This window comes from Allobosea caraganae (assembly GCF_003351345.1).
Lineage (GTDB): Bacteria > Pseudomonadota > Alphaproteobacteria > Rhizobiales > Beijerinckiaceae > Allobosea > Allobosea caraganae.
Map to the genome: position 1 here is coordinate 479,373 of NZ_QQTO01000022.1, position 24,666 is coordinate 504,038.

26 protein-coding genes are annotated in these 24,666 nt (G+C 66.2%); 19 read left to right on the top strand and 7 right to left on the bottom strand.

Translation table 11 applies throughout. From position 1 onward, the window contains the following. Positions 1–181 precede the first annotated feature (181 nt). From DWF00_RS18650 to DWF00_RS18670, 5 genes are read right to left on the bottom strand one after another with little or no spacing between them, the layout of a single operon-like run. Entirely contained in the window at positions 182–1,279 is a 1,098-nt protein-coding gene (locus DWF00_RS18650; RefSeq protein ID WP_114829258.1) for an ABC transporter ATP-binding protein, read from the bottom strand. Further along, positions 1,279–2,787 (bottom strand): argininosuccinate lyase, encoded by a 1,509-nt coding sequence (gene argH / locus DWF00_RS18655; RefSeq protein ID WP_114829259.1) that lies wholly within the window; start codon positions 2,785–2,787, stop codon positions 1,279–1,281. The genes DWF00_RS18650 and argH overlap by 1 nt, the downstream gene beginning before the upstream one ends. Before the next feature lie 10 nt (positions 2,788–2,797). Beyond that, positions 2,798–3,643 carry a carbohydrate ABC transporter permease gene (locus tag DWF00_RS18660; protein WP_114829260.1) on the bottom strand — a complete coding sequence of 282 codons (846 nt, stop codon included), beginning with the start codon at positions 3,641–3,643 and terminating at the stop codon, positions 2,798–2,800. 1 nt (position 3,644) lies between these two features. Further along, positions 3,645–4,580, bottom strand: coding sequence for a carbohydrate ABC transporter permease (locus DWF00_RS18665; RefSeq protein ID WP_114829261.1), 936 nt, complete (start codon positions 4,578–4,580; stop codon positions 3,645–3,647). 1 nt (position 4,581) lies between these two features. Then, on the bottom strand, positions 4,582–5,871 hold the full coding sequence (locus DWF00_RS18670; protein ID WP_114829262.1) for an extracellular solute-binding protein: 1,290 nt from the start codon (positions 5,869–5,871) through the stop codon (positions 4,582–4,584). A gap of 213 nt (positions 5,872–6,084) precedes the next feature. On the opposite strand from DWF00_RS18670, the gene DWF00_RS18675 reads away from it, so the two are divergent. Next, complete coding sequence (locus tag DWF00_RS18675; RefSeq protein ID WP_114829263.1) at positions 6,085–7,161, top strand: substrate-binding domain-containing protein; 1,077 nt, start codon at positions 6,085–6,087, stop codon at positions 7,159–7,161. Between the two features lie 55 nt (positions 7,162–7,216). Beyond that, complete coding sequence (locus DWF00_RS18680) at positions 7,217–8,689, top strand: phytoene desaturase family protein (RefSeq protein WP_181832627.1); 1,473 nt, start codon at positions 7,217–7,219, stop codon at positions 8,687–8,689. A gap of 2 nt (positions 8,690–8,691) precedes the next feature. Here DWF00_RS18680 and DWF00_RS18685 read toward each other — a convergent pair whose 3' ends face one another. Then, positions 8,692–9,351: a 4'-phosphopantetheinyl transferase family protein gene (locus tag DWF00_RS18685; RefSeq protein ID WP_114829265.1), complete on the bottom strand. Its 660-nt coding sequence runs from the start codon at positions 9,349–9,351 to the stop codon at positions 8,692–8,694. Between the two features lie 74 nt (positions 9,352–9,425). Between DWF00_RS18685 and DWF00_RS18690 the strand changes: the two genes are divergently transcribed. The 16 genes from DWF00_RS18690 to DWF00_RS18760 all read left to right on the top strand — a co-directional run bounded on the left by DWF00_RS18690 (position 9,426) and on the right by DWF00_RS18760 (position 21,823). Then, on the top strand, positions 9,426–10,142 hold the full coding sequence (locus tag DWF00_RS18690; RefSeq protein WP_181832628.1) for a beta-ketoacyl synthase chain length factor: 717 nt from the start codon (positions 9,426–9,428) through the stop codon (positions 10,140–10,142). After that, positions 10,135–10,908, top strand: a complete 774-nt coding sequence (locus DWF00_RS18695; protein WP_181832629.1) for a lysophospholipid acyltransferase family protein — start codon at positions 10,135–10,137, stop codon at positions 10,906–10,908. Before DWF00_RS18690 ends, DWF00_RS18695 begins: the two co-directional genes overlap by 8 nt. Further along, complete coding sequence (locus DWF00_RS18700; protein WP_114829268.1) at positions 10,901–11,179, top strand: phosphopantetheine-binding protein; 279 nt, start codon at positions 10,901–10,903, stop codon at positions 11,177–11,179. The genes DWF00_RS18695 and DWF00_RS18700 overlap by 8 nt, the downstream gene beginning before the upstream one ends. Continuing rightward, the gene (locus DWF00_RS18705) at positions 11,169–11,420 is read left to right on the top strand and encodes an acyl carrier protein (RefSeq protein ID WP_114829269.1); all 252 of its coding nucleotides are present in this window, start codon (positions 11,169–11,171) and stop codon (positions 11,418–11,420) included. The genes DWF00_RS18700 and DWF00_RS18705 overlap by 11 nt, the downstream gene beginning before the upstream one ends. Before the next feature lie 29 nt (positions 11,421–11,449). Then, a complete protein-coding gene (locus DWF00_RS29510; protein WP_181832630.1) occupies positions 11,450–11,989 on the top strand; it encodes a COG4648 family protein in 540 nt (179 codons plus the stop codon). Positions 11,990–12,015: 26 nt separating this feature from the next. Further along, on the top strand, positions 12,016–13,341 hold the full coding sequence (locus DWF00_RS18710) for an AMP-binding protein (protein ID WP_181832631.1): 1,326 nt from the start codon (positions 12,016–12,018) through the stop codon (positions 13,339–13,341). Positions 13,342–13,387: 46 nt separating this feature from the next. Next, positions 13,388–13,714: an ApeI family dehydratase gene (locus DWF00_RS18715; protein ID WP_114829271.1), complete on the top strand. Its 327-nt coding sequence runs from the start codon at positions 13,388–13,390 to the stop codon at positions 13,712–13,714. Position 13,715: 1 nt separating this feature from the next. Then, positions 13,716–14,135 (top strand): acyl-CoA thioesterase, encoded by a 420-nt coding sequence (locus tag DWF00_RS18720; RefSeq protein ID WP_114829272.1) that lies wholly within the window; start codon positions 13,716–13,718, stop codon positions 14,133–14,135. Further along, positions 14,125–14,799 carry an outer membrane lipoprotein carrier protein LolA gene (locus DWF00_RS18725; protein ID WP_114829273.1) on the top strand — a complete coding sequence of 225 codons (675 nt, stop codon included), beginning with the start codon at positions 14,125–14,127 and terminating at the stop codon, positions 14,797–14,799. Before DWF00_RS18720 ends, DWF00_RS18725 begins: the two co-directional genes overlap by 11 nt. A gap of 107 nt (positions 14,800–14,906) precedes the next feature. Further along, positions 14,907–17,108 carry an MMPL family transporter gene (locus tag DWF00_RS18730; RefSeq protein ID WP_147283691.1) on the top strand — a complete coding sequence of 734 codons (2,202 nt, stop codon included), beginning with the start codon at positions 14,907–14,909 and terminating at the stop codon, positions 17,106–17,108. Between the two features lie 147 nt (positions 17,109–17,255). After that, complete coding sequence (locus DWF00_RS18735) at positions 17,256–17,756, top strand: DUF3261 domain-containing protein (protein ID WP_181832632.1); 501 nt, start codon at positions 17,256–17,258, stop codon at positions 17,754–17,756. Then, positions 17,753–18,946, top strand: coding sequence for a beta-ketoacyl-[acyl-carrier-protein] synthase family protein (locus DWF00_RS18740; protein ID WP_114829276.1), 1,194 nt, complete (start codon positions 17,753–17,755; stop codon positions 18,944–18,946). The genes DWF00_RS18735 and DWF00_RS18740 overlap by 4 nt, the downstream gene beginning before the upstream one ends. A gap of 1 nt (position 18,947) precedes the next feature. Continuing rightward, positions 18,948–19,424 carry a hotdog family protein gene (locus DWF00_RS18745; RefSeq protein WP_114829277.1) on the top strand — a complete coding sequence of 159 codons (477 nt, stop codon included), beginning with the start codon at positions 18,948–18,950 and terminating at the stop codon, positions 19,422–19,424. Then, positions 19,424–20,146: a 3-ketoacyl-ACP reductase FabG2 gene (locus DWF00_RS18750; RefSeq protein ID WP_342769117.1), complete on the top strand. Its 723-nt coding sequence runs from the start codon at positions 19,424–19,426 to the stop codon at positions 20,144–20,146. The genes DWF00_RS18745 and DWF00_RS18750 overlap by 1 nt, the downstream gene beginning before the upstream one ends. Next, entirely contained in the window at positions 20,143–21,366 is a 1,224-nt protein-coding gene (locus tag DWF00_RS18755) for a beta-ketoacyl-ACP synthase (protein WP_114829279.1), read from the top strand. The genes DWF00_RS18750 and DWF00_RS18755 overlap by 4 nt, the downstream gene beginning before the upstream one ends. 10 nt (positions 21,367–21,376) lie before the next feature. Further along, a complete protein-coding gene (locus DWF00_RS18760; RefSeq protein ID WP_147283693.1) occupies positions 21,377–21,823 on the top strand; it encodes a hypothetical protein in 447 nt (148 codons plus the stop codon). A 65-nt stretch (positions 21,824–21,888) separates the two neighbouring features. On the opposite strand, the gene DWF00_RS18765 is transcribed toward DWF00_RS18760, so the two are convergent. After that, entirely contained in the window at positions 21,889–23,589 is a 1,701-nt protein-coding gene (locus tag DWF00_RS18765; RefSeq protein WP_114829281.1) for a glycosyltransferase family 2 protein, read from the bottom strand. A gap of 377 nt (positions 23,590–23,966) precedes the next feature. Between DWF00_RS18765 and DWF00_RS18770 the strand changes: the two genes are divergently transcribed. After that, positions 23,967–24,662, top strand: a complete 696-nt coding sequence (locus tag DWF00_RS18770; protein ID WP_114829282.1) for a TetR/AcrR family transcriptional regulator — start codon at positions 23,967–23,969, stop codon at positions 24,660–24,662. Positions 24,663–24,666 lie beyond the last annotated feature (4 nt).

Below are 24,666 nucleotides of genomic sequence, written 5' to 3' on the forward strand. Positions count from 1 at the left end.
CCGAAATACGTCTTTATTGAATGTCATACTTCTGCTTACGCAATTGACACGATAGCAAATCATCGATCTAACCCAACGTAATATTTCTATACTGAGTCATTGGCGTGGCGTTGATACCCATCGAAATTATCTCCACGACGCCCGTATGATCATCAGGCACCAACCTCGACCGGCCATTGCCTTAGTGCAGGCGCTTCTCCGTCGCGGCGTCGAAGATGCGGATGTTCTCCTCTCTGGCGCCGAAGCGGAGCTTGTCGCCCGGCCGATAGACCGTCTCGGACGGGGCGCGGGCGACGATGGCGCCGTTCTGCAGGTCCATCAGCACGAAGGTCTCGGAGCCGTGCGGCTCGGCCACCCGGACCGTGCCCTCGATCAGGAGCGCGTGGCGCTCATCGTCCGGGCCGGCGAGGGTCAGCTCCTGCGGCCGCAGGCCGACGACGACGGGGCGTCCGTCTTCCGCGCCGCTGAGCCCTTCCGGCCAGACCGGCCCGAAGCTGCGCAGGGCCGCGGCGTTGGCGCCGAAGTCGAGGGCGCCGCCGCGGACGGTCGCATCGACCATGTTCATCTCGGGGCTGCCGATGAAGCGGGCCGTGAAGATGTCGGCCGGCCGGTTGTAGAGCTCCATCGGCGCGCCGACCTGGAGGATGCGGCCGTCGCGCATCACCACGATCCTGTCGGCCAGCGACATCGCCTCGACCTGGTCATGGGTGACGAAGACGATGGTGGTGCCGAGGCGCTGGTGGAGCTGCTTGATCTCCAGGCGCATCTGCCCGCGCAGCTGCGCATCGAGGTTGGAGAGCGGCTCGTCGAACAGGAAGGCCTGCGGGCTGCGGACCATGGCGCGGCCGATGGCGACGCGCTGGCGCTGCCCGCCCGAGAGCGCAGCCGGCCGGCGGTCGAGATAAGGCTCGAGCCCGAGCAGGTGGGCCGTCTCCAGGATGCGCTTGTCTTTGTCGGCTTTCGGCAGCTTTGAGGTGTAGAGCCCGAAGCCGATGTTCTGGCGCACGGTCAGGTGCGGGTAGATCGCGTAGTTCTGGAAGACCATCGCGATGTTGCGATGCTTCGGCTCGCGGTGGTTGACGACGTCGCCGCCGATGCGCAGCGTCCCGCCCGAGATGTCCTCAAGGCCTGCGATCATGCGCAAGGTGGTCGACTTGCCGCAGCCGGAGGGGCCGACGAAGACGACGAACTCGCCGTCCGCGATCGTCAGGTCGATGCCGTGGACGACGGTCGCCGCGCCGTATTTCTTGACGATCTTCTGCAGCTCGATGCTGGCCATCAGGCCCCTCCCACCAGTTCGGCAAAGCGCGCGGCGAGCTCCGCCGCGGCATTGCTCTCGCGCCGAGCCCTGTCCTCGGCCCGCTGTTCGAAATCCTTGAGCGCCGTGCGATAGCCGCGGATCGCGGCGTCGAGCGCGGCCGGGCCCGGCCCGCCGAAGCGCTCGCGCACCGCGACGAAATGCTCGGGCGAGACGATGCGCGCGAACTCGTCGGGACCGATCGAGGAGTCACGCCCGGCGCGCTCCTTGAAGGCCAAGGCGAAGGGCGCATAGCCATCGCTCGGCAGGTCGCCGGAGAGTGCGACCACGGTGCGGGCGACCTGCGCCGCGATGCCGTGCGCGAGCCTGAAGGACAGTCCCTCGACCCTGACCAGCGTGTCGGCCAGCTCGGTGATCGTCGCGCAGGAGCGCCGCAGGTTGACCGCGACACGGGCCGAATCGATCGCGCCGGCCGGCACGGTCACGGCGAGCAGGTCGAGGACGCGCCCGGCGACCTCGAAGACCTGGTAGCCCATCTCCTGGGTGTCGCCCTCGCTGTCGACCATGTCGGTGAAGGGGGTGTTGTGCATGACGTTGACGACCGCCCGGGCCCGGCCGACCGTCTGGGCCGAGAGATGGCGGAGATGCTCGATCGGCACCGGGTTGCGCTTCTGCGGCATGATCGAGGAGATCTGCACGAAGGCGTTGGGCATGTAGAGCTGCCCGACCTCGAAGCTCGACCAGACCTGGAAATCCTGGATCGGGCGGCCGAGATGCAGGAACAAAAGCTCGATCGCGCTGAAGATCGAGGTGATGTAGTCGACCGAGGCGATGCAGCTATAGGAGTTCGGCATCGCCCCGGCGAAGCCGAGCAGATGCGCGACGCGGGCCCGGTCGATCGGGAAGCCCGAGGTGGTGATCGCCGCCGCGCCCATCGGCGAGAGGTCGATGATGGCGCGGGCCGCCTCGAGCCGCTCGATGTCGCGCACGAGCACCTCGATGACCGCCCCGAGGTAGTGGCCATAGGTCGTCGGCTGGGCCGGCTGGCCATGGGTATAGGCCACCACCAGCACGGCCTTGTCGCGCTCGGCGGTGTCGACGAGCGCGCCGAGCAGGGTCCGGCACTTCAGCAGGAGACGGTCGACATGCTGCTTCAGCACGAGCTTGAACAGGGTGTGGTCGATGTCGTTGCGCGAACGCGCCGTGTGCAGCCGGCCGCCGATATCGGCACCGACGCGCTGCTTCAGCTCGCCTTCCATCAGGAAGAAGTAATCCTCGACCGCGCCGGTATAGGACAGGGTCAGGGGATCGACCTCGGCGGCGATGGCCTCCAGCGCCCCAGCGATGGTCGCGCCCTGCTCGCGCGAGACGATGCCGGTCTCGACCAGCATGACCAGATGCGCCCGGTCGACGGCCTTGAGGGCTGAGGCGAGATGGCGCTTGGCGCCGTCGAAGAGCGGCTTCAGCACGGTCTCGCGATAGACCGGATCGGGAAAGACGCTCCGGTCGCTGGCCTGCAATGCCTTCATATGCCGAAACCTATCCCTTGACGCCGGCGAGCATGACGCCGCGGACGATGTAGCGCTGGAAGAAGAGGAAGATCAGCAGGGTCGGGATCGTAGCGAGCGAGGCGCCCGTCATGATCAGCTCCCACTGGATCGACTGCTCGACGGCGAAGCTGGAGAGGCCGACCGGCAGCGTGTAGAGGTCGTGGTCGGTCGTGACGATCAGCGGCCAGAAGAACGCCGTCCAGTTGCCGAGGAAGGTGAAGATCGCCAGCGCCGACAAGGCTGGCGTGACCAGCGGCAGCGCGATCTTCCACCAGATCTGGAACTCGTTCAGGCCGTCGACGCGGGCGGCTTCGAGGAAGTCGTTCGGCACGGTCTCGAAGAACTGCTTCATCAGGAAGACGCCGAAGGCCGTCATCAGGCCGGGGAACATGATGCCCCAATAGGTGTCGATCCAGCCGAGCTTGCTCGCCATCAGGTACCAGGGGATCACCAGCATCTCGGTCGGGATCATCAGGGTCGAAAGGATGGCGATGAAGACGAATTGCCGGCCGCGGAACTGGAACTTAGCCAGCGCGTAGGCGACGAGGCTGTCGAAGAACAGGCAGGACAGCGTCACGATGGTCGAGATCAGCAGCGAGTTGAAGAACCAGCGCCCGAGGCGCCCGTCCGACAGCACCTTGACGTAGTTGTCGAAGGTCGGTGCCGCCGGCACCAGGCGCAGGTCGTAGACCTGGCCGGCGGTTTTCAGCGAGGTCGAGAACATGAAGAGCAGCGGCGTGACCATGACGAGGCCGCCAAGCAGGAGCAGCGTCCAGGCGATGATCCGGCCGGGGCGGAGCGGCTTTGCGGCCGCGCTTTGAGGTGCGGAACTCATCTCAGCGGCTCCTCAGGATCCAGAGCTGCGCCATCGAGATCGTCAGCAGGATCGTGAACAGGACCACGGTCTGCGCTGCCGCATAGCCCATCTGGTAGGACGAGAACGCGGTCTGGTAGATCATCAACACCAGCGGCTTGGTCGAGTTCAGCGGCCCGCCGGGGTCGTTGCTGGTCATGTTGTAGACCTGGTCGAAGATCCTGAGAAAACCGATCGACGAGAACACGACGAGGAAGACGGTCGTCGGCTTGAGCAGCGGCAAGGTGATGCGCCCGAGCACGGCGAGCTCGCCCAGCCCGTCGACGCGCGCGGCCTCGTAGTAGCTCGTCGGGATCGCGCGCAGGCCGGCGAGGAAGATGATGATCTGGAAGCCGAGATGGGCCCAGATCCCCGTCGCCATGATGGCGTAGAGCCCCTGGTCGACCGAGCGCAGGAAGGGCTGCGTCGGCAGGCCGAGGAAGATGAGCAGGTCGTTGATCACGCCGATCGGCGGCGGCTGGTAGAACCAGCGCCAGACCCAGGCCATCGCCGCCGCCGTCGTCAGGTAGGGCAGGAAGTAGAGCGCGCGGATGAAGCCGTGCAGGATGACGACGCGGTCGAGGTAGTAGGCGATGGCGAAGGAGATGACGATGCTGAGCGGCGTGCCGACCAGCAAGTAGGCGAAGGTGTTGCGGAAGACCTGCCAGAACAGCGGGTCGGCGAACATCGTCCGGTAGTTCTCGAGCCCGACGAAATTCGCCTCGCGCAGCAGGTCCCAATCGGTGACCGAGAGGTAGAAGGCCTGCGCGGTCGGATAGAACCTGACGACGGTAAAGAACAGGATCGGGACGGCGAGGAAGCCCCAGGCCCAGATCACCTGCTTGGTCGAGATCCGCAGCCGGTCCCAGAGGCGGGCCGGCACCTCGTCGCGGCCGGCCGCCGCGCTCGTCACCGACATCTCACTTGACCTTGCGGGCGTCGATGATGCGCTGCTCCTTCGGCACGGCGGCCGCGAGCGCCTCGGCGGCGGGCTGGTTCTTCAGCAGGACGCCGTTGATCATGTCGATCGCGACCTGGCGCTGCGCCGCCTCGTCGACGAAGAGCGTCGTGTGCGAGTAGTCGAGGCCGCGGATGAAGGGGCCGTAGACCGGGTCGGCCAGGTTCTTCTCGGTCATCGCCACGGTGCGGCGCGCCGGCAGTTCGCCGACCTTGTCGAGCCAGACGTTCATCGCCTTCTCGGAGGTGATGAAGGCGAGGAACTTCTCGGCCGCCGCAAGCTTCTCCCCGGTCGCGCTGGCGCCGATCGCGTTGGCGAAGTAGCTGCCGAAATTCGAGCGGATGCCGTCATCGGAGGCCGGAAGCTCGGCGACGCCCCATTTGAAGGTTGTGATCGTCTTGAACGATGCGATGCGGAAGGTGCCGTCGATCACCATGCCGGCGAGACCGGCGCGGAAGGCGGCCTGGCCCTCGTCCATGAAGCCTTCCTGACTGACCTTCTGCTGGGTCTGCAGGCCGGTGTAGAACTCCAGCGCCTTGCGGCCGCCCTCGCTGTTATAGGTGACCTTGGAGCCATCGGCCGAATAGGGCTCGCCGCCGAACTGGCGGACCAGCATCTCGCGCCACCAGTTGTGGTCCTGGCGGGAGATGTCCATGGCGACGCCGACCGTCTGGTAGTTGCCGGCTGCGTCGCGCTTGGCGATGGCCTTGGCGGCGGCGGTGAACTCGCTCAGCGTCTTCGGCGGCTTCTCCGGGTCGAGCCCGGCCTGCTGGAACAGGTCCTTGTTGTAGAACATCGCCATGGTGCGCACGGCGGTCGGCAGGCCGTAATACTCGTCGCGGTACTTCATCGCCGAGACGATCGGGAAGAAGTCCTTCTCGACCTGCGCAGCCGGGAAGCGCTCCTTCGAGAGCGGCTGGATCAGGCGGCCGGCAATGAAGTTGTCGAGCCAACCGTAGAAGAGCTGGACGACGTCGGGGCCCCTGCCGCCGGCCTTCGCGGCGACGATGCGCGTCTGATAATCGGCATAGGGGAAGGTCACCTGCTTGACGGTGATGCCGGGATTCTCGGCCTCGAACTCCTTGATCAGCAGGGTCATCGCCTGGACGCGCGAGTCGAAGAGATATTGCCAGTACTGAATTTCGACTGCCTGCGCCGGCGAGACGGCGGCAATGGCGAGGCAGGCGGCCCCGGCCGCAAGCGCGCATAGATTGGAGACAGCCCGGCGCAATCCCAGCAGGGACTTCCTCATCGTCGATCCTCCCGAGGATACTATGAGCCTGTTTCGGCTCTTTGTTTATGCAAGCGCTTGCATAATATGACGTTGGCCATACCGAGTCAACATCGCGGCAGAGAACCTCCGTTCCGTGCATTTAAAGCATTGAATATCAACGCTAATTGATATGGCGCCGAATATGCGCTAAAGGCCCTCGATCGTCGCGAGCTGCGCGGCCGCGAGTGAGTGATGACGAAAAATAGCCAGCGCTTGCCCTCAATGCCCGCCGGCCTCAAGGCCCTGGCGGAGCAGCTCGGCCTGTCGCAATCGACAGTCAGCCGGGCGCTGCGCGAGCATCCCGGCATCCCCGACAAGACGCGCCGCCGCGTGATGGCGGCAGCCGAGAAGGTCGGCTACCAGCCGAACGCAAGGGCGCGCGGGCTGGCGATCGGCCGTACCGAGGCGATCGGCCTCGTCTTCCCGATCGAGCGGCTGCAGCTGGAGGAGACGAATTTCGTCGACGTGCTCGCCGGCATCAGCGATGTCGTCACCAGGCGCAACCACAGCCTGCTGATGTCGCCCTTCACCGGCGACGAGGGCACGGTCCTGCGCAAGCTCGCCTCCTCGAAGGCGGTCGACGGCGTCATCATCACCAGGCCGCTGGTCCAGGACCCGCGCATCGCGCTGCTCACCGATCTCGGCCTGCCCTTCGTGGTGCATGGCCGCAGCGAGGTCGCGATCCCCTATTCCTTCGTCGACATCGACAACGAGGCGATCTTCGAGCGGCTGACCGGGCTGCTGCTCGACTACGGCCATCGCCGGATCGTCGCGCTGAACTCGTTCCTGCAGTTCCGCTACGCCGCGGCTCGCGCCGAGGGCTTCTACAAGGCCTGGGCCGCGCGTGGCCTCGACCCGGCCCCAGCGCAGATGCTGGAGACGCCGATGACCGAGCGCGCCGGCTATGACTGCGCCACGCGCGCGCTGGCAGGGCCCGACGCGCCCACCGCCTTCGTCTGCGGCTCGATCTTCCTGGCGCGCGGGGTCTACCGGGCGGTGGCGGAGCGTGGGCTCAAGGTCGGCCGCGACGTCTCCGTCGCCTGTCACGACGACGGCCTGCGCGGCATCAGGGCGTCGGAGTTCAATCCGCCGCTGACGGCGACCTACAGCCCGGTGCGCGAGCATGGCGAGCACCTGGCCGCCCTGCTGATCGACCTGACCGAGGCCAAGGCGGGCGCGCCGCACCGCATCCTCCCCGCGGACCTGATCCTGCGGGAATCGGTCGGGCTGGCTCCGTCTGCGGCGGCTCATACCGGCTTGAACGAATAGGGCCGCGTTCCTATAGACGGCCGGGATGAGCGCCCCAGACAAGCAGCGGACGGCTATGCGGTCGGGGCACTCCGACCAGCACTACGACGTTATCGTCGTCGGCGCTGGGATGGCCGGGCTTTCCGCCGCGGCCTTGCTGGCGCGGCACAACTACAAGGTCCTGGTCGCTGAGGGTCACGACCGCCCCGGCGGCTGCATGACGTCCTGGGTCCGCAAGCCGCGCGACAGGAACCGCGTCGCCCGGCGCTTCGTCTTCGATGCGGGCGTGCAGGACATCAGCGGGTTGAGCCCGCAGGCGCCGGTGCGGCATCTTCTCAGCCAGATCGGCGAGCAGGACTCGCTGGACTGGCTGCCGGTTCAGCATCGCTATGTCGTCAATGGCACGACGCTCGATCTCCCACGCAACTGGGACGGGCTCGAACGCGTCCTCTGCGCGGCTTTCGCTGAGGACGCTGCTGGCATCAGCGCGCTCCTGCGCGAGATCAGGCTGGTCTACGATGAGCTCTATGCCGGAATGGCGGCGGCGGATTACCGCCCCGTGACGGCGTCCGCGCAGATGCAATCGGGGCAGCGCTTCGAACACGCCGCGCGAGCCGCAGGGCAATCCTATGTCGCGCTTCTGGAGCGCCATATCGGCAATCCGACCCTGATCAGCATCTTCAAGATCCTGTCCGAATACGTCACCGACGATCCGGCCTGTCTGAGCCTCACCGATATGGTGCCGCTGTTCGGCTATTATATCGGCGGCGGCTTCTACCCAGCCGGCGGCGCACAAAAACTGCCCGACCTGCTCTGCCGCTCGATCCAGCGGCATCATGGCGAGATCCGCCTCAAGAGCCGCGTCAACGCGTTCATTCTTCGCGACGGACGGATCGCGGGCATCGAACTGGCGTCGGGCCAAGCGGCCTACGCGCCCGCCGTCATCAGCAATGCCGACATCGGCGCCAGCCATGGCGCGCTGCTCGGCCCCTACGACCTCCCCCCGCGCTACCGGCAGAGGCTCAAGCAATTGAAGCGCGGCCCCTCGGCGATCCTGATCAATTTCGGCCTGGACGCGATACCGGACCTGCCGGCGCGCGTCTTCGTCGAGCAGGACGGGCTGATCTTCGGACTCGGCAATCCCAGCGCCATCGATTCCACCCTGGCACCGGCCGGCCATGCCGCCCTGAGCCTGCTGCATCTGCTGCCTGAAGCCGAGGCGCACTCCTGGTTCGCGCTCAGCCCGGCCCAGGACGAGGACGCCAGAAAGCTCTACGCGCAAAAGCTGATCGCCGCCGCAGGCCGGGTGATCCCCGGCCTGGAAGACCATATCGTGCATTATGAAGTCGCGGCGCCGCCGACATTCCGGCACTACATCCAGTCCGAGAACGGCAGCATCTATGGCGCGGCGCGGGGTCAATGGTGCCCTCCCGTCGCCTCGCCCGTGCCCGGCCTGTTCCTGGCCGGGGCTGGCACCGCGACCGGCCCCGGCGTCGAGGCCGCCGTGCTGTCGGGCCTCCACGCCGCGCATGCGGTGATGGACCGGTAACGTCAGTCCCGCCAGGCGATGGACAGGAACATCTGATCCGACGGCTTGGCGTGCGCGACGGACCAGGCCGTCTCATCGACATGCGCACGCATCACGCCGCCCGAGACGGGACCGGCCAAATAATCGCAGCGATCGGTGAGCTGTGCGAAGGCGCGGCCGGTCGCCTTGGCCAGAGCCTCGCGCCCCGTCCAGATCCGGTAGAACGCTTTGGGCCCATCCTGCGCGACCTGTCGTCTTTCGGCCGGGCCAAACGCCAGTTCAGCGATGCCCGCGATATCGCGCTCCTTGGCGCTGCATTCGAGGTCGAGCCCCAGGCCGGGGACGAAGCCATAGGCGGCGGCAACGAAACCGTTCGCATGCGAGATCGAGATGACCGGCGTAACCTCCCGCGCGCCGGCCTCCAGAACGGGCCGGCCGGTCGGGTCGCGCAGGATGGAGCGCTGGCGAGACGCGTCAACCTCTCCTCTCAGCATGTAGCGCAGGAGCGCCCGGGCGGCTTGGGAGGACGGCGAATAGGCCTTGTCCGCCGGGTGCGACCAGCCACCGAGACGTTCCCGCGCAAAAGCCCCCTCCTCGCCCATCAAAGCAAGGGTGATCCGGCCCTGCGGCCTGGCGCGCTCCGGAAGGGATATCGGCAGGGAAAAGGCCGGAATATCGAACATTACACGCGAAACTGGATGGCCGACGCAAGGCAGCCAAGCTATGAGAACCGTCTCCGATGCCAAGCGAAATTTTCATGAGATTTGCGGTTCGAAACTGGTTCGCATGGACGTCCGAGCGGATTTCGAGCGCGCAATGGCGGGATTGGGCCGGTCCCTGCCGCGAGGACGACTTCGTCCCCCCCGTCGCCTTGCCCTTGTCCCTGCGCCGGCGCGCGACCCCGATGGGGCAGACCCTGCTTGCCGGCGCCCTGGGCTTCACCGAGATCGTGCAGGAGGCGCGCTATGTCCAGGCCTCCCGCCATGGCGAGTTCAGCCGGGCGCGCCAGACCCTGCTGGCGCTGGCGCAGGAGGAGGAGTTGTCGCCGGCCGAATTCAGCATGTCCGTCCATCACGGCCTTGCCGGGCTGCTGTCGATCCACGCGCAAAACCGGCAGGGGCACATCGCCCTGGCGGCGGGCACCGAGTCCTTCGCCTGCGGCCTGCTCGAGGCCGCCGCATGCATCGCCGAACGCCCGCAGACGCCCATCCTGCTGCTCTACGCCGATGAGAAGCTGCCGCATGAATTCGCCGGGCTCGCCGGCCCTGAAAGCGCCTTGCCCTGCGTCATGGTGCTCGGCCTGACGGCGCCGCGCATGGACGGCGACGACATCATCCTGACGCAGGAGCCCGCCAGCCGCCCCGGAGACCCGTCGCCTTCGGCCGCCTTGGATTTTCTGCGCTTCCTTCTTTCGGGCGAGGCGCAGGCGGTTTCGCATGGCGAACACTGGGACTGGACCTGGCGGCATGCTTGACCGGCTCGGCCGCATCTACCGCATCCTCGGGACCGGCTTCTTCTTCGCCATCCTGTTCGGCGGCGGCGCGGCCATCGCGGCCATCGCCTTTCCGATCGTCGGCCTGACGACGCGCGACCCGCGGCTGCGGCGGGAGCGCAACCAGTACATCATCCACCTGCTCTTCAGGTCGTATATCGGCTCGATGCGCCTGATGCGGCTGGCCTTCTTCGACTACAGGGGCCTGGACAAACTGCGCGACGCGCCGGGCCGGATGGTGATCGCCAATCACCCGTCCCTGCTCGACGTCGTCATGCTGATGGCGCTGATGCCGCGCGCCCAATGCATCGTGAAGCAGTCGCTCTGGGAGAGCCCCTATCTCGGCCGCCTGGTGCGGGGCGCCGGCTATATCAGCAACGCCCTGCCGACGGAGCAATTGATCGAGGCCTGCCGCCAGAGCATCGACGACAAGACCTGCCTCATCGTCTTCCCGGAAGGCACCCGGACCACGCCCGGCGAGCCGATGCGGCTGCAGCGCGGCTTCGCCAACGTCGCCCTCATGCTGGGGCTCGACATCCAGCTCGTCACCATCACCTGCACGCCGCCGACCCTCTTGAAGGGGCAGAAATGGTATGCGATTCCTCCGCGCCGGCCGGTATTTCGCGTCGATGTAGGAGAAATGTTATCGGTAAAGCATATGCTGAACGACCATGGACGACCTCTGGCCGCCCGAAAGCTGGTCAGGATGGTCTCAGCCTACTACGAGGACAAGCTGGCGAATGGATGAACTGGAAACACGCATCAAGCGGCTGATCATCGATAGCCTCAAGCTCGAAGACCTCAAGCCGGAGGATATCGCCAGCGACGAGCCTCTCTTCGTCGAAGGACTGGGCCTGGATTCCATCGATGCGCTCGAGCTCGGCGTCGCCCTGCGCAAGACGTTCGGCCTGACCATCGAAACCGTAACGGACGACGTCAAACTTCATTTTCGGACGGTTGGCAGCTTAGCTCGGTTTGTCCGCTCGCAACAGAAAGACCCTCAACACCATGTCGCGTGACGAGCTCTACCAGCAGATCAAGTCGTATCTCGTCGACGTCTTCGAAGTCCCGGCCGACAAGGTCACGCCGGACGCGCGGCTCTATGAAGACCTCGACCTCGATTCCATCGACGCCGTCGACCTGATCGTGAAGCTGCAGGACCTCACCGACCAGAAGTTCAAGCCGGACGACTTCAAGTCGGCCCGCACCGTCGCCGATGTCGCCGACCGGGTCGACGCGATGATGAAGGCGCAAGCCTGAACCGAGGCTCGACCTCCGTGGGCCCGGCCATGCGCGCGCTGCTGATCGTGCTGGGCCTGGCCTATCCCGTGCTGGCCTACTGGGGCCATGGCACCGTCTCGCCTGCAGTCTTCGTTCTGGTGGCCTTGGCGCTGCTGGCCGCCCGCTACCTGCTGGCTCCCGTGGGACCGCTCAACCTCAACCACCCGACCGTCCTGATCATCGGCGCAGCGCTCATCGTCATGGGCCTCGTCGACCAGTCCCTGGCCAGCCTCGCCTATCCCAGCCTGATCAGCTGGGCTTTCGCCTCGGCTTTCGGCCTGTCGCTGCTGCATCCGCCGAGCCTGATCGAACGCTTCGCCCGCGCCCGGCATCCGGATCTGCCGGATGAGGCGAGAGCCTATTGCGCGCGCATCACCTTGCTATGGACTCTCTGGCTGCTGGCCAACGGCCTGATCGCAGCCGCCCTCGCCTTCGGCGGGAAGCTGGAACTCTGGCTGCTCTGGACCAGCCTGATCAACTACCTCATCAGCGGCAGCCTGTTCGGCGGCGAGTGGCTGTTCCGCCGGCTCAGGCGCATGCCGTCATGACGGCCGGCGGCCTCATGCCCATTCCGATGGGTTGGCGTGATGAACTGGACCGGCCCATTGCCTGTCGCAGCGATGGCGAACTGGTCTCGCGGCGGCAGTTCATTGCCGACCTCAACCACAACATCGGGCTGTTGGGGCAGAGGCCCGACGAGGCCGCAATCCTGTCCACGGCCAATCTCTATTGGTTTGCCGTCGGGCTGTTCGCGCTGGCCGCCTGCCGCAAGCGCACCATCCTTGCCGCCAACGACCTGCCTGCGACCCTGGCGGGGCTGACCGACCATGCCGGGCTGCTCGTCGGCGATCGAGAGCATGCTTTCTCCGGCGTGCAGCACCGGCTCCAGCGAAGCGACGACGCCCGAGGCACGGCATGGCCCGAGATCGCCCTGACCGCGCCGATCTGCTTCTTCACCTCCGGCTCGACCGGCGGGCCGAAGCGGATCGACAAGGAGCTGCGCCATCTCGTCACCGAGGCGGAGGCGATCTCCGACTTGTTCGCCGCGCAGCGAGCAGGGTTCCGCTCGGTCTGCGGGACGGTGCCGCATCACCATGCCTATGGCCTGGCCTTCCGGTTGGTCTGGCCGCTGATCTCGGGCATTCCCTTCGCAGAGGAGACGCCGGAATTCCTGGAACAGGCTTTGGCCGAGCTCGATATCGGCGCTGTCTTCGTCACCAGCCCGGCCCATCTGCACCGGCTCGACGGCTTCGCGCCGCTGCCATCGGCAAGGCGGCCGGCCTGCGTCCTCAGCGCCGGCGCGCCGCTCGATGGGGAGGCAGCGCAGCGGGCGCAGGAGCTCTTCGGCTGCGCGGTGACGGAGATCTACGGCTCGACGGAGACCGGCGCGCTCGCCAGCCGCCTGCATGATCGCTCCGGGGAGCCGTGGCGGCCCCTGCCCGGCGTGCAACTGTCGCAGGACCCGTCGGGCCATGCCAGCGCGACCGCCCCGCATATCCCGGGTGGGCAGGCGGTGCTCGCCGACCATGTCCGTAGGCGCGACGATGCAGGCTTCGACCTGCTCGGGCGGCGCGACCGCGTCGTCAAGATCGAGGCCAAGCGGGTGAGCCTCGACGAGGTCGAGGCGCGGCTGCGCGAACTGGCCGATGTCGAGGACGCCATCGTCATCGTGCGCGGCCATCCGGCGCGCCTTGCCGCCTGCGTCGTGCCGAGCGGGGCGGGGGCGGGGTTTCTTGCCAATGAAGGCGCTTTCCGGTTTAACCGCAGGATACGCGCCGCTCTGGCAATTCATCTCGAAGCTGCCAGCTTGCCTCGGCATTGGCGCTTCGTTGAGCAATTGCCACGCGGCGCCCTAGGCAAGATCAGCCAGCGCGACGTCGAAACATTGTTTGATGAGTAATGCCCCTACGACGCAGTTGTCCGGCAGAACCGAGCCCGACATATCGATGGTGCGCCCGACCGCAGACGGCGTGCAGATCGATCTCTCCGCGCCCCCCGACCTTGCCTATCTCGCCGGCCATTTTCCCGAGGCGCCGATCGTGCCCGGCGTCGTGCAGATCAATTGGGCGATCGAACTGGCCGCCCGCCATTTGCAGCTCGTGCTGGAGGCGGGAACCCAGTTCCAGGTGAAGTATCGCCGGGTCTTCCTGCCCGGCAGACCCGTCACTTTGACGCTGACCAACAAGAATGGCGCCTTACGCTTCGACTATGCCGATCAGGGCGACGTGCTGTCATCCGGCTCGATCAGGCTGAAGCACGGGGAGAGCCGCTGAGATGGGTATTTTTGCCGAGGCCAAAGCCGAGGTCCAGTTCTACGATCTCGATCCGATGCAGATCGTCTGGCACGGCAATTATCCGCGCTTCCTGGAACTGGCCCGCGGCGCGCTGCTCGACCGGCTCGACTATAATTATCCGCAGATGGCGGCCTCAGGCTATGTCTGGCCGATCGTCGACATGCAGATCAAATACGTCAAGCCGGCGCGCCTGGCCCAGAAGCTCACGATCCGCGCGACGCTGCTCGAATACGAGAACCGCATCAAGATCGCCTACCGCATCAACGACGATCCAAGCGGCGAGTTGCTGACGAAGGCGCAGACGATCCAGCTTTGCGTCGATGCTGGGACCGGCGAGCTGCGGCTCGATTGCCCGCCGGAGTTCATCAGGAAAGTGGAGGCGCTTCGTGATGGGGCATAGCTCGACCGGGCCTCGGGCTTCGGGCCTGCAGTTCTGCGGTGACGCGCTGAGGCCGATCGCCTGCGCACTCACCCTGTCCTTCCTCGCGCTGCTGCTCCAGGCCCTGCCGTCGCAGGCGCAGAGCACGACCTTGCAGGAGGGCCAGATCCTGCGCGGGCAGTTCGAGCAGAAGCGCTATCTCAGCGGCCTCGACAATCCCGTCAGAAGCTCCGGCGTGTTCACGCTGGTCGCGGGCAAGGGCTTGATCTGGACCACGAAAAGGCCGTTCGCGACGGTGACGGTGATGACCGAGGCCGGCCTGGTCCAGGACGTGAAGGGCAAGGAGACGCTGCGCCTCAGCGCCAGCAAGCTCCCGGTCATGGCGAAGCTCTATACGATGTTCGGCGCGGCGCTGACCGGAAATTGGGACGCCATGCAAGGCGCCTTCACCTTGACCCGCCAACAGAATGGCCAGGCCTGGACCATTCACCTCGAGAGCCTCAGGGCGGATGATCCCAACCTGCCGATCAAGGCGATCAAGGCGCGTGGCCAAAAACTTCTCGACGAGGTCGAGGTGGTGAAGACCAATGACGACCGCGACGTGCTGACCTTCTCCAACCAGAAGCTGGAAGCCGGCCGGCTGACGCCGGAGGAAGAGGAATTCCTGGTGAGGGCGCAGCGCTGACGCGCTCCCAAGCCAGCCTGCTTTGGCTGCTCGCGGTGGTCGCCGCGGGCATTTTTCTTGTTTTCAGCTTCCGCCAAGCGAATCCGCTGCGCACGGACCTCACCGCCTTGCTGCCCCTGGAGCAGCAGGACCCGGCGCGGCAGAAGGCCAATGACCTGATCTCCCGGTCATTGGCGAAGCGATTTATCGTCCTGATCAGCCATAAGGACCGCGCGCAGGCGCGGGCCCGCGCCGCCGAACTGGCAAAGGCGCTCGAAGAGACGAAGCTCGTCAGGCCGATCGGCGATGATTTCAGCCCCGACCAGTTCAGGAAGCTCGGCACGCTCTATTTCGCCCATCGCGCCGGCCTGCTCTCGCCGGGCGACCGCGACGCACTGCTGGCCGATCAGGGCCAGGACCTCGCGGAGCGGGCGATGGCGCAGATCGTCGGCCCCGGCGCGATCGCCGATGCGCGCCTGCTGAAGGCCGATCCGTTCCTGCTCCTGCCCTCGTTCCTGCTCAACCTGCCCTTTCCGGCCACGAAGCTGGCGCTGGACGAGGGCATGCTCGCGCTGCGGGACGAGAATGGCACGCATATTCTTTTGTCGGCTAATTTACTTGCCGACCCGTTCGACCTCACGGTCCAGCAGACCATCGTTTCGACCTTCAATCGCTACGAGGCCGCGCTGGACAGGCTGGACCCTCCCTCTATCCGCCGCCTCGGCGCGGTGTTCTTCGCGGAGGCCGGCGCGCATAAGGCCATCGACGAATCCTCCTGGCTAGCGGGCTTTTCGCTCGCCGGGACCATCCTGCTCATCCTCGTCGCGTTTCGCGGGTTGCGGCCCCTGTTCCTGAACCTGCTGGTGATCGCCGCCGGCGTGGTCTGCGGCCTGAGCGCCTGCCTTTTGGTTTTTGCGCAGGTCCATGTCGCCGTGCTGCTGTTCGGCATCAGCCTCATCGGCGTCGCTGCCGATTACGGCTTCTATTATACGGCGACGATCTTTGCGGCCGAGGACAAGACGCCTGAGCAACGGCTAAAGGAGATCCTGCCCGGCCTGTCCATGGCGCTGCTGATCGCCGTTCTCGGCTATGGCGCGCTGGCGATCGCGCCCTTCCCGGGCCTGCGCCAGATCGCCATCTTCTCCGCCGTCGGGCTGGTCAGCGCCTATATCACGACCGTGCTGTGGCTGCCTTTGGCCGACAGGCGCAAGCGGCCGGCCCATGCGGCGCAAACCCTGCGCTTCATCACCGGGCTTTCACGGCTCTGGACCGACAGGCGGTGGCGCGTGCTGCGGCTCGGCTTCTGCGGCGTCCTCGTCGTGATCGTGGCAGCCGGCCTCGGGCGCATCAGCTTCGATGACGACCTCAGGAAACTGCAGCCGCTCGACGCGTCGCTCATAGCCGATCAAAGCGCCATTACTGCCGTCACCGGCCTGAATCTGACCACACAGTATCTGCTGGTCGAAGCGGCCAGCGACGAGCGGGCGTTGCAACTCGAAGAGCAGATCGCGCCGATGCTCGGGCAATGGCAAAAATCCGGCCTGATCAAGACAGCGCAGTCGCCGGCTGCCTATGTGCCATCGCTGGCGCGGCAGGCGGAGAACCAGCGGCTCCAGCGCGAAAAACTCATTGAACCATTCCGCGCGGAGCTGCTGGAGGCGATCGGCCTGCAAGCCGGCGACCTCAACCCGGCGCCGGACGAAAAGCTCGCGCTCGCCACGGCGCTGGAGAGCCGCGCCATCCCCTTCCTCAACGAGCTCGTGCTCGAACCCGGCCTGCATGTCGTCACGCTCCAAGGCGTTACCAGCCCCGAGCGCATCAGGCAGGAGATCGCCGGCATGGCCGGGATCAAGTTCGTCGATCCGACCGCCGATCTCAGCGCCCTGCTCGGCCTCTACCGCTTTCGCGCGCTGGTGCTCCTCGCCTGCTCGCTCGGGGTGATCTCGCTGCTCGCGGCGTGGCGCTACGGCTCAAGCGGCGCCGCGCGGGCGCTGGCGCCGTCCTTCGTCGCGCTGCTGGTCGTGCCCTGCGCGCTGGGATTGCTCGGCTATGCCTTCACCTTCTTCAACGCCATGGCCATGGTGCTGCTGCTCTCCTTCACCATGGATTATTCGGTCTTCTGCGCCGAGGGCAAAGCGGAGAGCCGGCCGATCACGCTGCTGGCCGTGTGGCTGGCGGCGCTGGCGACGATCCTGTCCTTCGGCGTCCTCGGCTTCTCCAGCACGCCCGTCGTGGCGAGCTTCGGCCTCACCGTCCTGCTGGGCGTCGCCCTCGCCGGCCTGCTGGCCCCGATAGCTGCCCCGGCCCTCAAAGAGCCCGGCGGCTCCTAGAAGCCTGCGATCCTTGTGCTATAAGCGCCCGTAACAAGAAAAGGGCCCTTGATGCGACCGTGGCGCGATTGGCTGATAGGCGGCTTGTTCTTTGCTTTGGCCGGCTGCGCATCCGATACAAATTCAGCAGGAACGGGCGAGGCCACGATGCTGATCGGCCCGCAATTGCCGATCCGCGCCATCTCCCCCGCCGAATTCGCGTTCAAGGGCCAGGTCACGCAGGTGCTGACCATGCGCTTCGGCGAGCAGTCCATCAATCTCGAAGCGCAGCTCGTCATGAGCAAGAGCGAGGTCCGCGCGATCCTGCTCGATTCGCTCGGGCGCCGCGCCGTGACCCTGGCCTGGCGCGAGGGCAAGCTCGAGTCCCAGCTCGCATCCTGGCTGCCGCCGGGCATCCGCGCCGACGCGATCTTCGCCGACATGATGATCCTCTACGGCCAGCCTGCCGCGTTGCAAGCCGCCCTCAAGGATTCCGGCTGCGCGCTGGAGCTGGGCAGGGCCTCGCGCCTGCTGCGCTGCCGCGACAAGGAGGTCCTGCGCGCCGAGTACGAGCTGAAATCGCCGAAGACGCTGAACGGCTCGCTGCATTACGCCAACCTCGCCTGGGGCTATGACGTCGATGTCCAGTCCGCGGAAGTCCTGCGGTGACGGAGCATCTCAGCCTGTCCGCCATGGGGCTGGTGACACCCATCGGGACTGGCAAGGCCGAGACCGCCGAGAACCTGTTCAAGGGCTCCCAGGCCGGCTTTCGGACGCGCGGCGATCTCATCCCTGGGCGACAGGCTCTGGTCGGGGAGGTCATGGGGGACACCCCTGCCCTGCCAGCCGGGCTGGCGAAGTGGGACTGCCGCAACAACAGGATGATGGCTGTGGCGCTGGAGCAGATCCGCCCCGATCTCGATCGCGCGATTGGGCGCTACGGAGCAAATCGCATCGCCGTCATCCTCGGCACCAGTACCTCGGGCATCGCCGAAGGCGAGGCGGCTTTCGCGGAGCGCGTGAAGGCGGGGCGATGGCCCCCGCATTTCGACTATGCGCAGCAGGAAACCGGCGGCCTCAGCGAATTCGTCAAGGCATTCCTCGGCCTCACCGGCCCGGCCTACACGATCGCCACCGCCTGCTCGTCGAGCGCGAAAGTCTTCGCCACGGCGCGGCGGCTGATCCGCCTGGGGCTCGTCGACGCGGCCATCGTCGGCGGCGCGGATTCGCTGTGCCGGATGACGCCGAGCGGCTTCACCGCGCTCGCCTCGGTTTCCGCCAGACCGGCCAATCCGTTCAGCCGGAACCGCGACGGGATCACGATCGGCGAGGCAGCGGCCGTGTTCCTGCTCGAAAAGGAGCCCGGCGAGATCGTCTTCATGGGCATCGGCGAGACCTCCGACGCCCACCACATCAGCGCACCCGACCCGCAGGGAGCGGGAGCAGAAAACGCCATGCGCGCGGCGCTCGACGATGCCGGCTGCGAGGCCGGCGACATCGCCTATGTCAACCTGCACGGCACCGCGACGCCGCTGAACGACGCCATGGAAGGCCGGGCAGTCCACGCGATCTTCGGGGCGCAGACGCCGTGCAGTTCTACCAAGGCCATGACGGGCCACACGCTTGGCGCGGCAGGCGCGTGCGAGGCCGCCTTCCTGTGGCTGACGCTGTCACAGGAGTATAATCCATCCCGCTTATTGCCGCCCCAGCTCTGGGATGGGGTTCGCGACGAGGAGATCGCGCCATTGCACCTGACCGGTGCAGGCGAATGTTTTCCTGGGCAAGGCCGCGTCGCGATGCTGAGCAATTCCTTCGCCTTCGGCGGCAGCAACGTCGCGATCATCCTGGGAAGGCGATGAGATGAGCCAATCGCTTTACCCGCTCGACGCCGTCCTGCCGCACCGAGCGCCGATGATCCTGATCGACGGCATCCGGGAGTGGAGCGAGCACGAGATCCGGACGGAGCTGACGATACGCCCCTCCTGCCCGTTCTTCGTCGGCGGCAAGGGCATCGCCGCGCATATCGCCATGGAATGGATGGCGCAAAGCTGCGCTGCCTTCATCGGCGTCGAGGCGCTGCGGGCGCAGCAGCCGGTCAAGATCGGCTTCCTGCTGGGCACGCGCAATTTCTCGGCAGCCCTCGACTGGTTCGGCGAGGGCGAGACGCTCGAGATCAGCGCCAGGCCGGTCTACCGCGACGCGGGCATGGGCCAGTTCGACTGCGCAGTGTATCGCCCTGCCGGAAAATCCGAACTGGCAAAAGCGCAATTGACCGTTTACCAGCCGGATGATCTTTCCAACTTGATTCAAGATCAAACCTCGGAACGCGGGACATGATGCGCACCCTGCTTGTTACAGGCGCAAGCAAAGGCATAGGCCGGGCCATCGCGCTTCGCTTGGGGCGCGATAATTTCACTGTGCTTGTACATTACGCCAAGGACCGCGCCGGCGCGGAAAGCACGCTCGCCGAGATCGTCGCTGCCGGCGGGCGCGGCCGCCTGATGTCGTTCGACACGTCGCAACGCGAGGCGGCGCAAGCGGCGCTGGAAGCGGATATGGCCGAGCACGGCCCCTATTACGGCGCCGTGCTCAACGCCGGCGTCGCACGCGACAACGCCTTTCCCGCCTTGAGCAACGAAGACTGGGACAGCGTGCTCGATACCAATCTCGGCGGCTTCTACAATGTCCTGAAGCCGATCGTGATGCCGATGGTGAGCGAGCGCAAAGGCGGGCGCATCGTCACGATCTCGTCGGTCTCCGGCATCATGGGCAATCGCGGCCAGGTCAATTACAGCGCGGCGAAGGCCGGCATCATCGGTGCCACCAAAGCGCTGGCCATCGAGCTCGCCAAGCGGAACATCACCGTGAACTGCGTCGCGCCGGGGCTGATCGACACGCAGATGCTCGATCCGTCCATTCTCGACGAGGCCTTGAAGACCGTGCCGATGCGGCGTGTCGGGCAGCCGGACGAGGTCGCGTCGCTGGTCTCGTTCCTGTGCTCGGAGCAGGCCGCCTACATCACGCGGCAGGTGATCTCGGTGAACGGAGGCATGTTTTGACGCGCCGCGCCGTCATCACCGGCATGGGCGGCGTCACTGCGCTCGGCAATGAGTGGGCCGATATCCGCGCCAACCTCCATGCCGGCCGCACGGCCATCCGCCGCATGGATTGGGATCAGTATACCGGCGTCAATTCCAGGCTCGCCGCGCCCGTCCCCGATTTTTCCGTCGATCAGCGCTATAGCCGCAAGCAGCTGCGCACCATGGGGCGGGTGTCGCGCATGGCGGTCTACGCGACCGAGCAGGCGCTGGGTCAGGCCGCCCTGCTTGGCGATCCCGCGCTCAAGACCGGGCGCTGTGGCGTCGCCTACGGCTCGTCCTTCGGCTCGATCGCGCCCATTCTCAGCTTTGCCGAACTGATGAAGGACGGCGCCTCCAAGACGCTCAACGCCACCAGCTACATCCAGGTGATGGGCCATACCGCTGCGGTGAACATCGCGCTGTTCTTCGGCATGACCGGCCGCATCATTCCGACCTCGACCGCCTGCACGTCAGGCAGCATGGCCATTGGCTACGCCTATGAGGCGATCCAGAGCGGCAAGGCCGACGTGATGATCGCGGGCGGGGGCGACGAGCTCGACATCTCCGACGTCGCCGTCTTCGACACGCTGTTCGCGACCTCGACCAATAACGACAATCCCGGCCTGACGCCCCGCCCCTACGACATCACCCGCGACGGGCTGGTGATCGGCGAAGGCGCCTCGACGCTGATCGTCGAGGAACGCGAGCACGCCCTGGCGCGCGGCGCGCAGATTCACGCCGAGATCGTCGGCTTCGGCACGAATTGCGACGGCCACCACGCCACCCATCCGCAGGCCTCCACGATGGAGGTCGCCCTGCGCCTCGCCCTGGACGATGCCGGGCTGCCCGCATCCGAGATCGGCTTCGTCAGCGGCCATGGCACGGCGACGGAATCGGGCGACATCGCCGAGAGCCAGGCGACCCACGCGGTCTTCGGCGATGGCATGCCGATCCATTCGCTCAAGAGCTATTTCGGCCATACCCTGGGCGCCTGCGGCGCGCTGGAGGCCTGGCTCGGCATCGAGATGATGCGCGAGAAAAGCTTTGTGCCGACAGCTAACCTCACCTCCGTGGACCCGCGCTGCGCGCCCCTGGATTATGTGATGAAACAGGCGCGGCGCGTTGAAACAGAGCTTCTGATGAGCAACAATTTTGCCTTCGGCGGAATCAACACGTCTTTGATATTTCGACTAGCTTGAGAGGGATGTCATGAGGAATTCAGGCCGTATTCTTTTAGTCGGCGCAATTTGCCTTGTTTCGTTTTCCGCGATGGCGCGCAATGACCGCTCCCTGCAATCGCTCGACGACGCGATGAGAACCCCGGAAGCCACAGCCCTGCGGAGCGACGTGAAGGTCTATTTCGGCAACCAGAGGCATCCGCGCGTCAGCCAGACGATCGGCGAATGGAGCAGCCAGCGCAGGGGCAGCGCCGGCCGCACCGACCCCGAGACGAGCTCCGGCTGCCACTACGCTTTCGCCGAGGCCCTGGGGCAGTTGATCAAGCGAGCCGCCAATGAAGGCGGCGACGCGGTGATCAACATCGTCAGCGTGCATGGCGACGCGCCGCTGAAGAGCACCGCGCAATATCTGTGCGGCATCGGCAATGTTAAGACGGCCGTGCGCCTGACCGGCACCGTCGTCAAGTTCGGGCGCTGAGAGCGACGCGTTCCGCCCTCAGCACCGGCCGCACGTCATTGGTGGCTGGCCTTCTGTTGCCGACGTCACCGCTCGCGTGACGCCGGCGCAGCCCAGAAATCGTAGAAATTGTACCATTGCAGCGGCTGCTGCAGGCAGTGGTGCTCGAGCCGCTGCGCATAGAGCGCGGCATAGGCCGCCAGCGCCTCGGCCCTGGCCTTGCGCGGCAGGACCACCGCATCGGCAAAGCCCTCGAAATAGGCGCGGTGCCCTTTGCCCTCGCGCAGGCAAAACAGGGTGAGAACCGGGCAGTTCAGCAAGGCGGCCAGGATGTAGGGCCCTTGCGAGAAAGGCGCGGCCTCGCCCAGGAACATGGCCTCGCTCACCCGGCTTTGGCTCATGACCGGAATGCGGTCGCCGGCGATCACCAGCCACTCGCCGCGGTCGATCCGCTCCGACAGGGCGATCGCCGTATCGACGCCGATCTCCGTCACCTCGATGACGTTGGAGCCGACGCCGGGCAGGATCGAGCGCAGGATCGCGTTGTAGCGCCGCGCCTGCACCGTGTGCATCAGCACGTGCACGGGCCGGCCGACATGGGCGGCCAGCGCGGCGCGGGCGATCTCGGCATTGCCGAGATGCGAGACGATCAGCAGCGCACCGCGTCCCTCAGTGATATGGGCCAAGGCCGCGTCGCCGCCGACGATCTCGACCGGCCCGATCTGCTTGGGCCGCGCCCAGCCGATGAACGTATCGAGCGCCTTGGTGGCGAAGTCGAACTGATGCCGGAAGCCGTCGCGCCAGTTCGGCGCAGGCTCGCCCTTGAGCGCGCGGATGCGCGCGAGGAAATCCAGCGACGCCCTGCGCTGCTCGGCGCCGACGAGGAAGAAGTAGAATACGACGGGCTTCATGGCGAGAAGGCAGGCCCGCCGGCCGCAGAGGCGATAGACGGCAAGCAAAGACTGCATGCCCCAATAGGTGCCGCGCTCCGCCATCCCCGCCCAATGGCTCACTGGGGCAGCGGAGGGCCGACGCCGCCTCAGCAGCGCAGGCAGCCGCCAGAGCATGCCGAAGAACAGCCGCGTATGCATGCAGGTGATCAGCCAGTTGTCCTTGAACAGCCGGAAATTGGAGATGTTGCCGTCCGGATAGGTCACGCGCACCGGGACGTGGACCACGGGAGCACCGCGCCAGAACATCCGCACCATGATTTCCGTGTCGAAATCCATCCGGCGCCCGACATGCTCTTCGTTCAAGACGCGCAGAGCGGCGGCCAGCGGATAGACCCGGAACCCGCACATGCTGTCCTTGATCTGCAGCGACAGCGTTTCGATCCAGACCCAGACATGCGTCAGCCAGCGGCCGATGGCCCGGCCGCGCGGGATTGAGCGGTCGTAGACGGGAAGGCCCGAGATCAGCGCCTCCGGCTGCGCCCGCGCCGCCGCGACCAGGGCGTCCAGGCTCTGCAGATCATGCTGCCCGTCCGCATCGACCTGCACGGCATGGCTATAGCCGGCCGCGGCAGCGGCCTTCATGGCGACGCCGACGGCCCCGCCCTTCCCTTGATTCCGCGGCAAGCGGATGAGTTCGACGCCCTTGGCTGGATCATGCAGCAACGCGATGGCGCGCGCGGCGGGCTCATCGCTGCCGTCATCGACGACGAAGACCGGAATGCCCTGCGTGGCCAAGACATCGACGATACCGCCCAAGGCCCGATAGTGATTTCGGCTGGGTATGATGGCGCAGAGCTTCAATCCATCGGCAGTATCTTGCTTGGAAATCGTCATCTTCGCCCGAAAATCTGCTGCCTTACGCGGACGGAAAAACCGGGACACAAGACGGAATCACAGTTTGATCCAGCCCTTCGGATTGGTCCACCCTGGGCTGCCTCTGGAAACCGGTGGAGCGCAGACACCGAAGGCGCGCCGCGAGCCGGAAGGCATCGCCCCAAAACTGCGGCAGCCGGATGTCGCCAGGATGAAGATCGCGGCGGATGCGGGCCGGACGGCGGCGACTTAGCCAACTGCCGGAATGCGCGGCGCTGCGCCACCTCTGCCTCGCCTCTCCCAGAGTTGGACCGTCTCTTGCTTGCCTGAATCGGCTTGACTCCCGCAAACACCTATTTCAATAGAGTGATTGAATTGGTCGTTTGAACGGGATTGGCATGAGCGAAAGCCAGCCGGCTGCCACGGCAGATCGCATTCTGGATGTGGCCGAGGAGATGTTCGCCGAGCAGGGCTATCGCGCCGTCTCGGTGCGTTCGATCACCCGCGCCTGCGACGCCAACATCGCCGCGGTGCATTATCATTTCGGCTCGAAGCAGATCCTGCTGGAGGAGATCTTCGCGCGGCGTTCGGGCGCCATCAACGTGGCTCGCCTGAAGCTGCTGGACGATTGCGCCGAGCGGCCCGGCCGCGGGCCGGTGCTGGAGCAGGTGCTCGAAGCCTATCTGCGCCCGTCCTTCGCCCAGCCATCCGACGACGAGGGCGCGCGCCGCTTCATGCGGCTGCGCTCGGTCGTCGCCCATGAGCAGGCCGACCTCTCGAAGAACCTGATCGCCAAGCACTTCAACGCGACGAGCCAGCGCTTCATCGCGGCGATTGCGGCTGCGACGCCGCATCTCTCGGCCAACGACGTCTACTGGCGGTTCCACTTCCTGCTCGGCGCCCACTACTACACGCTGTCGAACCCGGGCCGCATACAGGCGCTCTCCGGCGGCCAGTGCGACCCGGCCGACCTCGAAGCTGCGCTCGCCGAGATGGTCGCCTTCGCCGCCGCCGGCTTCCGCGCCCCGCCCTGCGACCGGTCGCAGCTCAGCTTCGCCCCCGACGCCACCCAATCCGCCCACCAATCCGCCTGAGCGG

Coding starts and splice junctions, on each gene's coding strand:
- DWF00_RS18700 (WP_114829268.1), top strand. CDS start 10,901: ATGGATGAACTGGAAACACGCATCAAGCGGCTGATCATCGATAGCCTC.
- DWF00_RS18760 (WP_147283693.1), top strand. CDS start 21,377: ATGAGGAATTCAGGCCGTATTCTTTTAGTCGGCGCAATTTGCCTTGTT.
- DWF00_RS18710 (WP_181832631.1), top strand. CDS start 12,016: ATGGGTTGGCGTGATGAACTGGACCGGCCCATTGCCTGTCGCAGCGAT.
- DWF00_RS18735 (WP_181832632.1), top strand. CDS start 17,256: ATGCTGATCGGCCCGCAATTGCCGATCCGCGCCATCTCCCCCGCCGAA.
- DWF00_RS18685 (WP_114829265.1), bottom strand. CDS start 9,351: ATGTTCGATATTCCGGCCTTTTCCCTGCCGATATCCCTTCCGGAGCGC.
- DWF00_RS18765 (WP_114829281.1), bottom strand. CDS start 23,589: ATGACGATTTCCAAGCAAGATACTGCCGATGGATTGAAGCTCTGCGCC.
- DWF00_RS18725 (WP_114829273.1), top strand. CDS start 14,125: ATGGGGCATAGCTCGACCGGGCCTCGGGCTTCGGGCCTGCAGTTCTGC.
- DWF00_RS18660 (WP_114829260.1), bottom strand. CDS start 3,643: ATGAGTTCCGCACCTCAAAGCGCGGCCGCAAAGCCGCTCCGCCCCGGC.
- DWF00_RS18665 (WP_114829261.1), bottom strand. CDS start 4,580: ATGTCGGTGACGAGCGCGGCGGCCGGCCGCGACGAGGTGCCGGCCCGC.
- DWF00_RS18705 (WP_114829269.1), top strand. CDS start 11,169: ATGTCGCGTGACGAGCTCTACCAGCAGATCAAGTCGTATCTCGTCGAC.
- DWF00_RS18670 (WP_114829262.1), bottom strand. CDS start 5,871: ATGAGGAAGTCCCTGCTGGGATTGCGCCGGGCTGTCTCCAATCTATGC.
- DWF00_RS18675 (WP_114829263.1), top strand. CDS start 6,085: ATGACGAAAAATAGCCAGCGCTTGCCCTCAATGCCCGCCGGCCTCAAG.
- DWF00_RS29510 (WP_181832630.1), top strand. CDS start 11,450: ATGCGCGCGCTGCTGATCGTGCTGGGCCTGGCCTATCCCGTGCTGGCC.
- DWF00_RS18715 (WP_114829271.1), top strand. CDS start 13,388: ATGGTGCGCCCGACCGCAGACGGCGTGCAGATCGATCTCTCCGCGCCC.
- DWF00_RS18770 (WP_114829282.1), top strand. CDS start 23,967: ATGAGCGAAAGCCAGCCGGCTGCCACGGCAGATCGCATTCTGGATGTG.
- DWF00_RS18690 (WP_181832628.1), top strand. CDS start 9,426: ATGAGATTTGCGGTTCGAAACTGGTTCGCATGGACGTCCGAGCGGATT.
- DWF00_RS18750 (WP_342769117.1), top strand. CDS start 19,424: ATGCGCACCCTGCTTGTTACAGGCGCAAGCAAAGGCATAGGCCGGGCC.
- DWF00_RS18650 (WP_114829258.1), bottom strand. CDS start 1,279: ATGGCCAGCATCGAGCTGCAGAAGATCGTCAAGAAATACGGCGCGGCG.
- DWF00_RS18680 (WP_181832627.1), top strand. CDS start 7,217: ATGCGGTCGGGGCACTCCGACCAGCACTACGACGTTATCGTCGTCGGC.
- DWF00_RS18695 (WP_181832629.1), top strand. CDS start 10,135: ATGCTTGACCGGCTCGGCCGCATCTACCGCATCCTCGGGACCGGCTTC.
- argH (WP_114829259.1), bottom strand. CDS start 2,787: ATGAAGGCATTGCAGGCCAGCGACCGGAGCGTCTTTCCCGATCCGGTC.
- DWF00_RS18745 (WP_114829277.1), top strand. CDS start 18,948: ATGAGCCAATCGCTTTACCCGCTCGACGCCGTCCTGCCGCACCGAGCG.
- DWF00_RS18720 (WP_114829272.1), top strand. CDS start 13,716: ATGGGTATTTTTGCCGAGGCCAAAGCCGAGGTCCAGTTCTACGATCTC.